The organism is Sphingobium chungangianum (assembly GCF_977014255.1).
In genome coordinates this window covers 215,919-229,944 of record NZ_CDRNIV010000002.1, presented here as the reverse complement: position 1 = coordinate 229,944, position 14,026 = coordinate 215,919, and the positions used below count along the sequence as shown (strand labels likewise).

Below are 14,026 nucleotides of genomic sequence, written 5' to 3'. Positions count from 1 at the left end.
CTCCAACCTTGATCGACAGCGACACGGATAGCGCGGCGACAAAAAGAAACAAGATTGTTTATTTTCAACCGGAGCTTTTTTTGCCAATGCTTTCCTTCATGGTTTCCACTCCCCCCATCCGCCGCCCCGGCCGCCCCCGCCGCGAAGAAAGCGGCGACGTCGAGCAGCGCCTGGTCGATACCGCCATGCAGCTGCTCGTCGAACATGGGCCGAACCTCACGATGAACTCGATCATCGCCGCATCCGGCCTGTCGCGGAAAACCGTCTACGCCCATTATCCCAACAAATCCGCGCTATTTGCCGCAGTCGTCCGGCAAATGCTGAATTATGGGCTGGAGCCCATGATCGTCCCTCCCTGCTCAGACTGGCAGGAAAGCCTGCTCGCATTCGTGCAGGGGTGCCTTGTCGAAGTGTGCGAACCCTATGCCACCGGCATGCGCCGTCTATTGATGCTAAACCCCTCCTTCATGGAAGAAGCCCGCCCTCATATCGAACAGGTCGTCGTGCGCCGCTATCTCGATCCGATGATCGCATTTCTACAGTCGCTGGTCGACCGGGGAACCATCCCCGATCAGGATGTGGCCTTCGCGGCTGAGTCTCTCACCAGCCTCATCCTCTCTGAATCCCATCGCCGCTTTTTCCAGGGCGAGGCCGAAAACCGCATCGACCCGGCCCATCTCAATGCTCATGCACGCCGTTTGACCGGCCTGTTTTGCGGCGGCATCTTGGCGCCAACGCAAAGCTGCTGACAGAAGGTTAGGGTTACACTTCCCGTTCGGCCCATCCAACCGGCCAAGCAATTTTGCTCATCCGGTTCATTTCGCACGTCGCCGTTCAGAAAAGCGTTGCCAGCGTTGTCCACTCGAATATAGTGCACGAAACGGCCCAAATTAACGAGAGCCGTTTAACAGCAACACCCTCAGGGGAGGATTATCGATGCGAATTAAGCGTGTCTCACGCGCAGCGCTTCTGTGCGCTGGCGTTTCTGCTTTTGCTGTACCCGCGCTGGCTTATGCCCAGACCGGAGCTGAAAATAGCTCAAGCGACATCATCGTAACCGCCACGCGCCGGGCGGAAAAACTTCAGGACGTGCCGATGTCGGTGAACGTCGCAACTGGCGAACAGCTTGAAAAATTCAAGATCTTCGACATCAAGGACGTCTCCCAACTCGCACCGGGCTTGGAACTGACCAACACGACCGGCCGTAACAACACCACGACCCTGCGCGGCGTCACTTTCGACCCTGATCAGGGTACCGGACCCGCAGTCCAAGTCTATTATAACGAAATTCCGACGGACGCGCAGACAGTCTTCACTGCAATCTACGACATCCAGCAGATCGAAGTGCTGCGCGGTCCGCAGGGGCTGCTCCGCGGCCTGTCAGCGCCAGCCGGTGCGATAACGATCGCTACTCGCAAGCCCGTATTCGACCGCATCGAAGGGAATTTACAGGTCACCGGCACCGACCGACATGCTTACAACGTTCAGGGCGGCGTTTCTCTGCCTTTCTCCGATACACTAGCTATCCGCGTAGCGGGTGTGGTCGATGGCAACCGCCTCAATCAGGTGCGAAACGTGAATAGTGGTGAATATTCGCGCAGCCGTACGGAAAGCGCGCGCGTTACCCTTGGTTGGCAACCCAGCACCGACTTCACCGCTTACCTGACCTATCAATATCTGCAGGCGGACAATCGAATATTTCAGCAGGTGGTCGGTAACGGCAATACCCCGCTGGGCATTTACGGCACAGTATTTGGTATACCGTCAATCTTCGTGCCTCCAGCATTTGGGGGCGGTCCCTTCGCTACAGACACGAGCGTAACGTCCGGTCCACCGCTGAGCGTTTCCGATCGCGGTTCGGTGCAGGAAGGCATCTTCCGCAGTCAGAACGAAACGCACCTAGTCAATCTCCAGTTCGACTATGACCTCGGGCCTGCGACACTCTCCTTCGTCGGAGCACATCAGTATAGCAAGTTGAAGATTTCGCGTGACCTGGATGTTGCCAACGCCATTCCCGGCTACGTTCAGCCTTCGAATGTAGTGACGCCTTACAAGGTCGATACCGCCGAACTGCGTTTAAGCTCGAACAATGATGAAGGTCTTGGCTGGGGTGTTGGCGCGTTCTATTCGAAGCAAACTGGCACCACAACAGTTGCCCAAGACAGCAGCCTGCTTCTCTACACCGTAGCACCTACCGCGCAAGTCAACCCGCCTTGTGCATTGGTCGGCGGGGCAGCCGCCGGTTGTCCGGGAGACTTCGCGCCCTATACAATTCCCAATCAGTTGCCTCTCACGGCTTTGGTAACTGTGCCTGTGTACGCGCAGACATGGTCATTCAGCGGAAACCTAAGATACAAGGCTGGTCCGCTAACTATCCAAGGCGGTCTACGCTATTCGATCATTAAGAATGTGCAGACGACGCAGCAAGGGCTCTCCGGCTTCATCAATTCACCGCCGGTAGAAATCATCCCGACATCACTTCAACGCACCCGGAACACTCCGATCACTGGAGGTGCGACTATCAACTATGAAGTGACACCAGAACTGAATGTCTATGCCGCATATGGCCATTCCTTCCGTCAAGGTAGTACAAAGGTCGCGGGTCCGGCTGTTGTATCCGCCGATCTCATTCAGACGCGGCCGGAAAAGACAGACTCGGTCGAAGTGGGCTTGAAGGGAGCGCTATTTGATCGGAAGCTGAATTACACCGTTGCGGCATTCTATCAGAAACTCGATGGTTTTCTCAGCCGTTTCAACAGCATTTTCTGGTCCTCGCCCACCAATCCAGGTCAAACTACCGGCGGTTTTGACTTCAACTATAATGGCGATGCTACGATTAAGGGTATTGAGGCATCAATCGATGCGCGCCCAACACCGAACTGGGACCTGAACGTTGCCGCAGCCTATACGAAGGCGAGATGGGATAACGCCAGATTGCCCTGCAATGACTATGCGGGTACTGGAACACCCAACACTACGGGTCTGCCAGCCGTCACTGGAACCGGCAATGTTAGTTACTGCAATATAAGCGATAGGTTAGCGAATACGCCTGACTTCAGCTTGAACGCCAACACGGAAATGCGTTTCCCTATGGATAGCGTCACGCCATTCGTGCGGGGCCTGCTCACCTATACGCCCAGCTACAACTGGTGGCAGTCGCAATACCGCTTCAAGCATCGTGAACTCGTCAACTTGTTTGTCGGCGTACGTTCAAACGACGACAAGTGGGAACTCGACATTTTCGCGAAGAATGTGCTCAACCAGAACCGGATTACCAATATCGGACTGGGTGAAGTACAGACCAATGCTGTCGTCGCAGGCGCATTCCAGTCGGGCTACAGCGTAGTCAATGTCATGAACCCACGTGAATTTGGTGCCACCCTCAACTTCAAGTGGTAAATACAGGCTGGCCTCCATGCTCCTCGCGGAGCGTGGAGGCCTCCATCTTAAAAAATGTGTGGGGTCCTCGATCCGGAACCAGTCAGCATTTTCTAACACATGCCCTTCACGCCGTCTCATGGCGCTTCAAGGTAGCGCTAGCTTCAACGACCCCAATCCTAGCCGCTATTTTGATGGCAAGCCTTATCTTGCCATAGCTTCTGGCCGAAACATGGCGGTCCCGCCTTCATGTCGATAAGCAGTCGGCGAATGACCCGTCCATGCGCGGAACGCCTGACGGAAAGCATCTGAATCGCAATAGTCGAGCCTGGCCGCTATATCCTCGATCGATATCTCTGTTCGGCGCAGTAAATGCAGCGCCAGTTCGCGGCGGCAGCTTTCGCGCACCTGGCGATAGCTTGTTCCTTCACGCGCCAACTGGCGGCGAAGCGTAGCTTCGCTTCCTCCAAGCCTGCTCACGATCTCACCAAAGGAAGGCAGCCGCCTGTCATTTTTGAGCGCTGCCATCGCAATGCCGCGAACGCGTATCTCGGTTGGCGTTCGGTCCGCTTCCTGAGGGTTGGAAACGAACAGAAGATTGCTGAGCGGCCGACGATGATGGTCTTCCCAGCTACGCATTACGGGATAATCCAGCAGAGACGCACTGAAATCAAAGCCGCTCCAGCCTTCGTTCAGGCGCACCGGAAACGGCAAGGCTGGCAGGCTCAACGCCTCGACTGTTTCCGGAGCATGGTTCAACCAGGCATTGCGTGCTTGGATCGCATGATCGATCAGCCAACCAAATAGGCCATGTATTTCCATCACACCGAAAAGGTCGATCAAGCAGCCCGCTGACGTCGATCCGCCGGTTCGCATCGCTTCCAATTGAAGTTCAGCCCTGTCCCCATAGGTCCGCAGCGCCATCTTGCCACATCGCCAGTCGATGGCTTCAAAACAATCGCAGCAACGCATTATCGCTTCACGCAAGGTTCGTGCGCTCGTCAGGCTGTACATTATGACGCGCCAATCACATGGGCCTAGCCCCCGGCGTCCTATCATCACCGCGTCCCGGCGCGCCAGTTCGTTAATCGCCTGGCTGGTCATCCGCGCAAGATCGGCAACCGGCAAGGTTCTCAATGAACTTCCCCCATCGACCGACCGGCCTACATGGGCAAAAAGTGGTTCAGTGGACCCGAACGCTTCGGCATAAATGGCGAGCACGCGCTCAGCCACGCTCTCGGCAAGATGCCATTCGCCGGATTCCGTCTGTAATGGCCGCATTGATACTTCCCTTGATTTTCGATCAACCTAGTCGATCCGGCACCCAGGATAAATCTTTCTGTTTCCGGTGTTGGCGCAGAATGGATGCGCGAAATTGCCGCGCCACATGATCGATTTTGGGGTGGTGGCAAAATGCAGGAAGAGTCATGAAATCTGAAGCACCCGCCTAAAGCGGCATTAGAGAGGAATATATGAAGGGCAGATTGGGATCGACCGACGGTCGGCCGACCAGAACATATATGGCCCTGCCCCTGATCGCGGCGTCCCTCATCGGCGCCGACGCGCCCACCGGCGGTGAAACCGGCGTCCACGCCTTCGTACTCAGCAATGTCTATCTTGCCCAGGGTGGGGAGAAAGACAGCTGTCCCGTGCCCGATAGCGGGGACCTCGATCGATTCTATGCCATGCTGCCGCCTGCCGAGCAGACCAAATATGCCGGTAAGGAGAAACGGCAGGAACTTGAGCAGCGGATGAACGAATATTTCAAATTCCGCAGAATATTTCTTCGCGGCGACCGCTCATCTTCCGTGATCTTCCCGCCGGGTTATGATCCAAAGGCAGAGCCGACGCAGGAGCTGGCGGCGGCGATCGGCGCCCTGAACGGTTTACCCAAAGGCGCCGGGCGGCTCGCCTTCCAGAAGCGGGAAGTGGTTTACAGCGCCTGCTCCAACCCCGCCGATTTCCCGGCCTTGGCGAAGAACTTCAAAACCTATGAGGGCAAGGTTGCCGCCGGTATCAACCTGGATGGCAAGGCAGGAAAGTTGGATTTCGAAGGGCCAGATGGCACGAACGGCGTCGATAACCGGCTTTGGCGCGCCGTCGGCTGCGTTTCCACATTCCGCGAAAACGGCAAGGAAGTAGTTGCGGGTAAGACCATGATCTCGGCCCGGGCGCCCACTGTAATCGAGCTTCGCGGGGTCGACAGCCTTCAGGATGACCCTGAAGTGAGCGTCACCATTCTTGCTGTCAGTGAACCGCTGACCCGCGACGGCCGTGGCGGCCCGCTGGCGCGCGCCACCTTTACGCCCGATCCCGATCCCCGGCTTCGTGCCACAGTCTCAGGCCGCATTACAGGCGGCGTCCTGACGACGGACCCCGTCGATCTGACCATGAACTACAAAGAACAGATAGTGGATGCACCGCGCCACATCCGGGCGCCCGGCTCCGCGCCAAATTCAGTCCTGACGGCTCGATAGAAGGCAGCATCTTTGGCTATTACACGCTGGACAGCTTCTATGACTCCATCGAACAGATGACGCAGAATGGTGCCAATCTGACGCGAGTATCCTGCCCCGGTATTCGCAAGGCGATCGATCGTTTCGCCGACGGCTATCGTGATCCGCGCACCGGCCGCTTCACTGCCATATCGTCGGCCTATGATTTCGTCGGCGTAAAAGCCTTCCTTGCTGCGCCCAGCCAAGTCGCACAAAGTGAGGTGCGTCCATGAAGGTCCGCGCCCTTCCCTCGCTCGCCCTAGCTGGCGCCTGCCTCACCCTTGGGCTCAGCATCGCCCTCAATGGAGCGCGCGCCGACGAAACGCACGCGGACACACCTCCCAGCCAGATCCGGCGATTGACGGAAAGCCAGTATCGCAGCGTCATCGCCGATATTTTCGGCCCCGACATCAAGATTGTCGGCCGGTTCGAACCAGACCTGCGCATCGACGGACTTCAGGCGGTCGGCACGAGCGCAGTCTCCGTCACGGCAGCGGGCCTAGAACAATATGAGACGTTAGCCCGCAGCATCGCGACGCAGGTGACGGACGAGCAGCATCGCCAAAAACTGATCGGTTGCGCACCCACTCCCGTGGACAAGGATGGCTCAGCGTGTGCCCGCCAGTTTATTCAACGTGTCGGCTCACAGCTTTACCGACGCCCCTTGAGCGAGGGCGAAGTTGCGGCTCTTACAAGGTCAGCGACAGAGGCGACCGCTACGCTCGGGAATTTTCACGCAGGTCTGGCGGCAACGCTAGGCGGAATGCTGACCAGCCCCGAATTTCTGCTCCGCATAGATCGCCCCGCTCCCTCCCGCCGGAGCGTCGATGCATGGTCGAAGGCAAGCCGCCTGTCCTTCCTGTTGTGGAACAGTGCACCCGACCAGACATTGCTCGACGAAGCACGCAGCGGCGCGCTCGACACCCAGGCAGGACTTGCCAAGGCCGTCGATCGCCTGATCGCCTCGCCACGGTTCCATGAAGGTGTTCGCGCCTTCTTCACCGACTATCTCCGCTTGGACGGAATGGACGATCTGGCGAAGGACACCCTTATCTATCCCGCCTATTCGCAGGCCGTCGGCACTTCGCTGCGAGATCAGACGCTGCGCACCATCAACTGGTTGCTGGTGGATCGAAAGGGCGACTATCGTGACCTTTTCACGACGCGGTCCATCGCAATGAACCGCACGCTCGGCCCGATCTACGACGTGCCGGTGACAAAGCCTGACTGGTATATTTATGAATTTCCGCAAGGTGATCCGCGAACCGGGCTGCTCACCCATGCCAGCCTGCTTTCGCAGCATTCGCATCCGGGCCGCACCTCACCGACACTTCGCGGGGTAGCGCTGCGCGAGATATTCCTTTGCGAAAAGATCCCTGCCCCGCCCGCCAACGTCAATTTCGCGGTGGTGCAGAATGTCGACAACCCGACGCTCAAGACGACCCGCGCCCGGCTTCAGGCGCACCTTGATGACGAGGAATGCGCCAGCTGCCACCGCCGCACCGATCCTATAGGCTTGGGGCTGGAACAGTTCGACGGCGTCGGCCAGTTCCGAAAGGTCGAACATGACGAGGTGATCGACGTCACCGGCGATTTCGAAAAGCAGGCCTACAACGGCGCCGCTGCTCTTGGGCAACTGTTCCACGACAGCCCGCGCGTCAGCAGTTGCCTCGTCCAGTCGGCATGGCGCTACGCCAATGGACGCAATCCGGCGGAAGCAGACGGAGCCGGGATAGCACGCCTCAGCCAGGGCTTCTCGGCGGGCGGCTATCGCTTCCCATCCCTTATGCGCGCGATCGCGCTGGACCCCGCATTTTACGCCATGCCGCGCCTTGCTCCTGAAAGTCGCGTGGCAACGGTTCGCAGATCGAAGGAGACTGGCTGATGTTGATGAATGGAACGACACGGCGCGGTTTCCTGCTGCGCGGAATATTGGGTGGCGGTGCAGTCACGCTGGGATTGCCCCTGCTCGACGCCTTTCTCGACAATAACGGCACGGCCTTCGCCGCGACCCTGGGTGGCGGGCGCCTGCCCGTGCGCTTCGGCACATGGTTCTGGGGATGCGGGATGATCCCGGATCGCTGGCAGCCAAAGTCCATGGGGGCCGATTACGACCTGCCGCCACAACTTGCGCCCATTGCTGCCGTGAAGCAGCATGTAAGCGTCCTGACCGGGTTCGACGTGATGCTGGACGGCAAGGGCAATCTGCCTCATCTGTCGGGCAACACCGCCGTCCGCACGGGTGCGCCCGCAGACGATTGGCTCGCCATTCGGGCGCCTACGCTTGACGTGCTAGTCGGCGATGCGATTGGCGGCGGCTCCTTCTTCCGTTCGCTCGACCTGTCGGCGGACGGCAATGCACGCACCAGCTATTCATTCCGCGACGGACGCAGCATGAATGCCGCCACGCCCAGCCCTGTCGAATTCTACCGCAAGATTTTCGGGCCGGATTTCAACGATCCCAACAAGGCCGATTTCAAACCCGATCCACGCATCATGGTGCGCCGGAGCGTATTGTCCGGGGTTACCGAACAACGCCGCGCGCTGGAAGCCAATCTGGGCGCGACCGACAAGGCCCGTCTGGACCAATATTTCACCTCTGTCCGCGAGATGGAAGGAAAGCTCGCGCTACAGTTGCAGAAACCCCCGCCGGCCGAAGCCTGCGTCGTACCCGCCGAAGCACCGGCCATGTCAGGCGACATCACCGATGTCCAGCAGCGGAAGATCAATCACAAGCTGATGGCGCAGATGCTGGCCATGGCACTGGCCTGCAACCAGACCCGCGTGTTCAACATGAACTTCTCGACAGCGGCATCCGATCTGCGTCAGGCGGGACAGACGACGGGGTATCACCAGAACACGCACGAAGAAATGATCGACCGGGCCATCGGGTATCAACCGACCGTGGATTTCTTCGCCACCCGCAGCATGGAAGCCTGGGCGGATTTCGTGTCGGCGCTCGCAGCGATCAAGGAAGGCGACGGCACCCTGCTCGACAACACACTGGTATTTGCGCATTCGGACGTATCCTATGCCAAGAACCATGATGTTCTGGGCATTCCGGTGATGCTGGCCGGGCGCGCAGGAGGAAAGATCAAATCCGGCATCCACGTCCATGGCAATGGAGAGTCGATCAGCCGTGTCGGCTTGACACTCCAACAGGTTATGGGAATTTCGGTCAACTCGTGGGGCATGGATGCCATGAATACGAAGCGGCCCATCGGTGAAATATTGGCGTGACGATCACAGAAAGAATGAGGCAGAATATGAAGCTTCCCTACTCCCTGGCTTTGGCAACCGTCGGCTTGGCCGCGAGCTACGCCGCCTATGCCGCCACACCTGCGGTCACCAACGCGATCAAGGCGCGCCAGGCCAGCTACAAGGAGATTGGCGGAGCTTTCAAAAGCATCAATGATGAGCTGAAGTCCGGATCACCCGACATGAACAGCGTCCGCCCGCTGACGCGTGATATCGCCACTCGCGCCGCTTTGCTGCCCAAATATTTCCCAAAGGGCAGCGGCCCGGAATCGGGCATCAAGACGCGCGCCAAAGCCGAAATCTGGAAGGATAACGCTGCCTTTGTGAAGCTTCAGGGCGACATGATCACGGCTGCAAAGGCCCTGGATGCCGCCGCCGCCAGCGGCAATGTCGCTGGCCTTGGCGCGGCGCGCACCAGCCTGGGCGGCACCTGCAAAAGCTGCCACGATCGTTTCCGCGCGGAGCTTTGATGGTGGATGCGGAAGTGAGCGGCGCGCCGGTGCGCCTGCGTATCTGGGATCTGCCGATCCGCCTGTTTCACTGGACGCTGGTGCCGCTGCTGGGTTTCGCCTGGTGGACGGCTGAAGAACGCATGCTGGATTGGCATCGGCTTGCCGGTTACAGCATTTTCGCGCTGCTGCTCTTCCGCCTGATCTGGGGTTTCGCGGGGAGCAGCACGGCGCGTTTCTCCAACTTCGTTGGCGGTCCATCGACCCTGCTTCGCTATGTCCGCGGCCACATGTTCAACCGGGCCGCCACGCCAGCAGCTGGCCATAATCCGGTTGGCGGCTGGAGTGTGATCGCCATGATCACCATCCTCGCGGTGCAGGTGGGGCTCGGCTTCTTTTCCGTGGATATCGACGGCATGGAGTCCGGCCCCTTTTCCTATCTGGTCGATTTCGAAACCGGCCGGGTCGCTGCGGAATGGCACGCCTTCATCTTCAACGCCATTCTTGCCCTCACGGCTGTTCATGTCGTCGCCGTTCTTTTCTACCTCGTCCATCGGCGCGACAATCTTGTCGGACCAATGATCAGCGGAACGCGGAAATGGTCAGGAGATCAGCCAACGCTGCGGTTCGCATCGGCCTGGTCCGCGCTTATTCTCTTCCTGCTGGTTGCGGGCGGAACGTGGTTGCTGATCGCCCAGTTCGGCCGGGCGTGACACGCAACCTACGCTAATGCGCTATAAGAAAGGCCCTCTGCGCAGTCAGCGCAGAGGGCCTTTCTCCCATTTCACACAGTTCGTCTGAATATCCATCTCAAGCCTTGAGATGCTTCGCCAAATGCTTGTTCATTTCGAACATGCTAGCCTTCTTGCCTCCGAATATCTTTTCCAGCTTGTCATCGGCCAGTATCTCTCGCTTGTCCTTTGGATTTTGGAGGTCATTCGCCTTTATGTAGGCCCAGATCTTCTTGACCACTTCGCTTCGCGGAATCTTGCTATCGCCAATAATGTCGGCCAGCTCAGGAGAGGGCGTAACCGGCGCGGTGATCCCTCCTCGCGCGCCATCGGTGACCTTGCCTGTCTTTTTCACCTTGGCGACAGCCGCTTTGGTTTCCTTTTCGCCACGCTGCTCACGAGTCTGCGCCATGAACTTCTCCCTTGCTGATCGCTCGCGGGTTGATGATCATGCCAAGTCATGAGGGACGAAAAAGTTGCTTGTCATGTGACAATCAAGGCTCCTTTCTCGCGGCATCGGCCACATAAGCATCCCGCTCGCCAGGCGGTTGGTCGACCGCCCGTGCCGCCCTGCGCCCTTTGCTTCAGTCCAGCAGCAGGTGCATGCGACCCGTCGCGATGGGCTTGTCCCGATCCGCCTGCCAGCAAATCGCATCGGCGTTCACCACCCTTCGCCCCACACGGATGAGCCGGGCCTGCGCATAGCTGTCCACCATCAGCCCACCACGCAGGAAGTCGAACGACATGTTGATCGGCTTGGGCCAAGGCTCCCTCCGATCCTGCGCGACGGCCTCAAGACATGCGAGTTCCAGCAGACTGGCGATGACGCCGCCATATAGAAACCCCGACCGCCCTTCGAGCGACGGAGCAGCGGGCATCATGAGGACGGCCGTTTCGCCATCCAGCGCAACGCTCCGGATGCCCAGCATCTGCGCATAGGGGGTGCGAACGATCATGACTCGTCCGTGAAGAAGAAGCTGGCGGTTGCCGTGGCGATCGGCGCCTTTGGGTCACCATCATGAACGTCACAACGGGTGAAAGCGACCTTGCGCGTTAAATGATGGCAATGGGCGCGCGCATGAAGGCTGTGCCCTGCCCTTGCTGGCCGCAGATAATCGATATGCAGGTCAAGCGTAGCCATCCCCCGCCACTGGCGCGTACGCGCGATGATGGCGGAACCTGCTGCCGCATCGACTAGCGATATGATCGGCCCGGAGGATACCAGGCCAGCGTCCGCATCTATCAGAAATCCGGGAGCGAAGGGACACGCCAGTTCCGCCCAATCCGGTCCATGATCGACATTATAGATGCCCAGCAACGCATGATGCCCCCGCGGCGGCAGGTTCTTCAATCGCTCGAAGGCATCTTCCTCCTCCACCGTTCAGGCGTTCCCGCGCGGTTCACGCGGCAGGCCCAGCCCCCGCTCCGCGATCAGGTTGCGCTGAATCTGGTTGGTGCCACCGTAAATGGTGTCGGCGCGAGAGAAGAGGAACAGGTTAGGCAGCGTATCCCATTCATATTCTGCGTGATCGCTGATCTCGCCGACTTGGCCCAGCACGTCCATGGCGAGTTCCCCAAGGTCGCGGCGCCAGCTGGCCCACTGAATCTTGTAGGTCAGCGCAGCGCCATCGATCGTGGAATGATCGGTTTGCGACAACATGCGCAACGCCCCGTAACGCATCAGGCGCAGGCCCACTTCCGCTTTGGCGAGGCGCTGACGGATCAAGGGATCATTCGCTGCTCCATTGGCCTTGGCCGCCGCGATGATCTCGTCAAGTTCATTGCGGAACCCCATTTGCTGACCCAGCGTCGACACGCCCCGCTCAAAGGCCAGCAGGCCCATCGCGATCCGCCACCCATCGCCCACCGCGCCGATCAGGCTGTCGGCCGGACACCGCGCGTCAGTGAAGAAGGTTTCGTTGAACTCCGCATCACCATTGATCTGGCGGATACCGCGTATCTCGATACCCGGCTGATCGATCGGCATCATCAGGAAGGTGAGGCCCTTCGGCCCCTGCGATCCCTCTTCCGTACGCGTCACAACGAAGATCCAGTCGGAAATATGGGCAAGGCTCGTCCAGATCTTCTGGCCGTTCACCACCCATTCGCCGTCTTCAAGCCGCGCCTTCGTCCGCACGCTCGCAAGGTCCGAACCGGCATTGGGCTCCGAAAAGCCCTGACAGAAAATGGTCTTGCCGCCCGCAATGTCCGGCAGAAAGCGCTGCTTCTGCTCCTCGGTGCCGAATGTCAGAATTGTGGGACCAGCAAGCTCGATGCCGATATGATTGACGCGCCCCGGAACACCCGCCCGGGCATATTCCTCGGCAAAGATCACCTGCTGCGCCAATGTCGCGTCACGCCCGCCCCATTGCGATGGCCAACCGATGCAGGACCAGCGGTGCGCGGCAAGCTGCTGCTCCCACTCCTTGCGCCGTTCCGGGCTGCCGGTCAGCTTGGTGATGCCCTTGATGTCACGAAATTCGCCCGCCATCTGGCCATTCAGCCAGTCGGCGCATTCCTGCCGGAACAGTTCTTCTTCTGGGGAGAATCCGAGTTTCATGCCGCTTCTCCCAGGATCATCATGGCGATCTTCTCACGATGCCAGACATTATTACCAAGCATCGTCTGCAGCGCACGGGCGCGCTTGAAAAACAGATGCGCGTCATGCTCCCAGGTAAAGCCGATGCCGCCGTGCAACTGGATCATATCACCGGCGCAGCGGAAATAGGTGTCGGTGGCAAAGGATTTGGCGGCATGAATGGCCATCTCCGCCTCTTCGGCGCTCTCATCCACGGCACAGGCAGCCCAATAGACTGCCGACCGCGCCTGCTCGATCTCCACCATCATGTCCGCCAGCCTGTGCTTGTATGCCTGGAAAGACCCGATCGGCCGACCGAACTGGATACGCTCCTTGGAATAGTCAACAGTCCGGTCGAGGCACGCCTGCGCGCCGCCCAGCGCCTCCGCAGCCGCCGCGATGAACCCAGCGCGATGGACAGCGGCCAGCGCAGCTTCCGGATCGGCAAGCCGCTCGCCCGCCACATTGTCCAGCTGCACATGAGCCAAGGGACGGGTCTGGTCCATGCTCGTTTGACTCGCCACGCTGACGCCCGGGGCGTCCGCGCGGACAATCCAGACCTGCCGCATGTCCGTCACCACGATCATATCGGCAGCGGCGCCATGGGCAACGAAACGCGATCCGCCCGTCAGCCGATCGCCATCCGACCGGATGTCCGAACCATAGAAATAACCGCCAATCACCTCGCCAGAGATCAGGCGCGGCAGCCACTGGTCCTGCTGCTCCGAGTCACCGCCAGCTGCGATGGCCTGCGCAGCCTGCGCCAAGCTGCTCAGCATAGGCAATGCCGCCACCCGAGCGCCTGCCGCTTCCGCGATGATCGCCAGCTCCACCATGCCCAGACCTGCACCGCCAGCGCTTTCCGGCAGTCCGATGCCGGAGAGCCCCAGTTCCTGGCAGAAAGCCTGCCAAAGCGCCCGATCGATGCCGTCGCCCGCCATCGCCTTGCGCGTGCGCTCGCTGGTGGCATTTTCGGCGAAGAAGCTGCGCGCCGTCTCCGCGATCATTTGTTGTTCGTCGGTAAATGCGAATTCCATCTCGGCCGCCTTTAATATGGGCGGAGATCCTGCCCCGGCACCCGGCGGTGCGAGACATCAGCCATCCAATGACGCGGCGGCTCTCCTGCCATTGACGATC

General features: G+C 59.4%; 14 protein-coding genes. 8 read left to right on the top strand and 6 right to left on the bottom strand.

Translation table 11 applies throughout. From position 1 onward, the window contains the following. Positions 1-98 precede the first annotated feature (98 nt). Both ACWNC0_RS01255 and ACWNC0_RS01250 read left to right on the top strand, forming a co-directional pair. The gene (locus tag ACWNC0_RS01255) at positions 99-749 is read left to right on the top strand and encodes a TetR/AcrR family transcriptional regulator (protein ID WP_449469044.1); all 651 of its coding nucleotides are present in this window, start codon (positions 99-101) and stop codon (positions 747-749) included. Between the two features lie 187 nt (positions 750-936). Next, a complete protein-coding gene (locus tag ACWNC0_RS01250; protein ID WP_449469043.1) occupies positions 937-3,399 on the top strand; it encodes a TonB-dependent receptor in 2,463 nt (820 codons plus the stop codon). Between the two features lie 183 nt (positions 3,400-3,582). Here ACWNC0_RS01250 and ACWNC0_RS01245 read toward each other — a convergent pair whose 3' ends face one another. After that, complete coding sequence (locus ACWNC0_RS01245; protein ID WP_449469042.1) at positions 3,583-4,659, bottom strand: helix-turn-helix transcriptional regulator; 1,077 nt, start codon at positions 4,657-4,659, stop codon at positions 3,583-3,585. Between the two features lie 191 nt (positions 4,660-4,850). Here ACWNC0_RS01245 and ACWNC0_RS01240 point away from each other — a divergent pair, with 191 nt between their 5' ends. From ACWNC0_RS01240 to ACWNC0_RS01215, 6 genes are read left to right on the top strand one after another with little or no spacing between them, the layout of a single operon-like run. Continuing rightward, positions 4,851-5,855 (top strand): hypothetical protein, encoded by a 1,005-nt coding sequence (locus ACWNC0_RS01240; protein WP_449469041.1) that lies wholly within the window; start codon positions 4,851-4,853, stop codon positions 5,853-5,855. A gap of 56 nt (positions 5,856-5,911) precedes the next feature. Continuing rightward, a complete protein-coding gene (locus ACWNC0_RS01235; RefSeq protein WP_449469040.1) occupies positions 5,912-6,106 on the top strand; it encodes a hypothetical protein in 195 nt (64 codons plus the stop codon). Further along, complete coding sequence (locus tag ACWNC0_RS01230) at positions 6,103-7,758, top strand: DUF1592 domain-containing protein (RefSeq protein WP_449469039.1); 1,656 nt, start codon at positions 6,103-6,105, stop codon at positions 7,756-7,758. The genes ACWNC0_RS01235 and ACWNC0_RS01230 overlap by 4 nt, the downstream gene beginning before the upstream one ends. Continuing rightward, positions 7,758-9,113 carry a DUF1552 domain-containing protein gene (locus tag ACWNC0_RS01225; RefSeq protein WP_449469037.1) on the top strand — a complete coding sequence of 452 codons (1,356 nt, stop codon included), beginning with the start codon at positions 7,758-7,760 and terminating at the stop codon, positions 9,111-9,113. The genes ACWNC0_RS01230 and ACWNC0_RS01225 overlap by 1 nt, the downstream gene beginning before the upstream one ends. 26 nt (positions 9,114-9,139) lie before the next feature. After that, a complete protein-coding gene (locus ACWNC0_RS01220; RefSeq protein ID WP_449469035.1) occupies positions 9,140-9,601 on the top strand; it encodes a c-type cytochrome in 462 nt (153 codons plus the stop codon). Continuing rightward, positions 9,601-10,293 carry a cytochrome b/b6 domain-containing protein gene (locus tag ACWNC0_RS01215; RefSeq protein WP_449469033.1) on the top strand — a complete coding sequence of 231 codons (693 nt, stop codon included), beginning with the start codon at positions 9,601-9,603 and terminating at the stop codon, positions 10,291-10,293. The genes ACWNC0_RS01220 and ACWNC0_RS01215 overlap by 1 nt, the downstream gene beginning before the upstream one ends. A gap of 97 nt (positions 10,294-10,390) precedes the next feature. On the opposite strand, the gene ACWNC0_RS01210 is transcribed toward ACWNC0_RS01215, so the two are convergent. From ACWNC0_RS01210 to ACWNC0_RS01190, 5 genes are all read right to left on the bottom strand, one after another. Then, the gene (locus ACWNC0_RS01210) at positions 10,391-10,723 is read right to left on the bottom strand and encodes an SWIB/MDM2 domain-containing protein (protein ID WP_449469031.1); all 333 of its coding nucleotides are present in this window, start codon (positions 10,721-10,723) and stop codon (positions 10,391-10,393) included. A 172-nt stretch (positions 10,724-10,895) separates the two neighbouring features. Next, on the bottom strand, positions 10,896-11,267 hold the full coding sequence (locus tag ACWNC0_RS01205) for a PaaI family thioesterase (RefSeq protein WP_449469029.1): 372 nt from the start codon (positions 11,265-11,267) through the stop codon (positions 10,896-10,898). Beyond that, positions 11,264-11,689 (bottom strand): PaaI family thioesterase, encoded by a 426-nt coding sequence (locus ACWNC0_RS01200; RefSeq protein ID WP_449469027.1) that lies wholly within the window; start codon positions 11,687-11,689, stop codon positions 11,264-11,266. Before ACWNC0_RS01200 ends, ACWNC0_RS01205 begins: the two co-directional genes overlap by 4 nt. Positions 11,690-11,692: 3 nt before the next feature. Beyond that, positions 11,693-12,871 (bottom strand): acyl-CoA dehydrogenase family protein, encoded by a 1,179-nt coding sequence (locus ACWNC0_RS01195; RefSeq protein WP_449469025.1) that lies wholly within the window; start codon positions 12,869-12,871, stop codon positions 11,693-11,695. After that, positions 12,868-13,926, bottom strand: coding sequence for an acyl-CoA dehydrogenase family protein (locus ACWNC0_RS01190; RefSeq protein WP_449469024.1), 1,059 nt, complete (start codon positions 13,924-13,926; stop codon positions 12,868-12,870). The genes ACWNC0_RS01195 and ACWNC0_RS01190 overlap by 4 nt, the downstream gene beginning before the upstream one ends. Between the last annotated feature and the right edge of the window lie 100 nt (positions 13,927-14,026).

Coding starts and splice junctions, on each gene's coding strand:
- ACWNC0_RS01240 (WP_449469041.1), top strand. CDS start 4,851: ATGAAGGGCAGATTGGGATCGACCGACGGTCGGCCGACCAGAACATAT.
- ACWNC0_RS01255 (WP_449469044.1), top strand. CDS start 99: ATGGTTTCCACTCCCCCCATCCGCCGCCCCGGCCGCCCCCGCCGCGAA.
- ACWNC0_RS01195 (WP_449469025.1), bottom strand. CDS start 12,871: ATGAAACTCGGATTCTCCCCAGAAGAAGAACTGTTCCGGCAGGAATGC.
- ACWNC0_RS01210 (WP_449469031.1), bottom strand. CDS start 10,723: ATGGCGCAGACTCGTGAGCAGCGTGGCGAAAAGGAAACCAAAGCGGCT.
- ACWNC0_RS01250 (WP_449469043.1), top strand. CDS start 937: ATGCGAATTAAGCGTGTCTCACGCGCAGCGCTTCTGTGCGCTGGCGTT.
- ACWNC0_RS01230 (WP_449469039.1), top strand. CDS start 6,103: ATGAAGGTCCGCGCCCTTCCCTCGCTCGCCCTAGCTGGCGCCTGCCTC.
- ACWNC0_RS01245 (WP_449469042.1), bottom strand. CDS start 4,659: ATGCGGCCATTACAGACGGAATCCGGCGAATGGCATCTTGCCGAGAGC.
- ACWNC0_RS01220 (WP_449469035.1), top strand. CDS start 9,140: ATGAAGCTTCCCTACTCCCTGGCTTTGGCAACCGTCGGCTTGGCCGCG.
- ACWNC0_RS01225 (WP_449469037.1), top strand. CDS start 7,758: ATGTTGATGAATGGAACGACACGGCGCGGTTTCCTGCTGCGCGGAATA.
- ACWNC0_RS01205 (WP_449469029.1), bottom strand. CDS start 11,267: ATGATCGTTCGCACCCCCTATGCGCAGATGCTGGGCATCCGGAGCGTT.
- ACWNC0_RS01235 (WP_449469040.1), top strand. CDS start 5,912: ATGACGCAGAATGGTGCCAATCTGACGCGAGTATCCTGCCCCGGTATT.
- ACWNC0_RS01190 (WP_449469024.1), bottom strand. CDS start 13,926: ATGGAATTCGCATTTACCGACGAACAACAAATGATCGCGGAGACGGCG.
- ACWNC0_RS01215 (WP_449469033.1), top strand. CDS start 9,601: ATGGTGGATGCGGAAGTGAGCGGCGCGCCGGTGCGCCTGCGTATCTGG.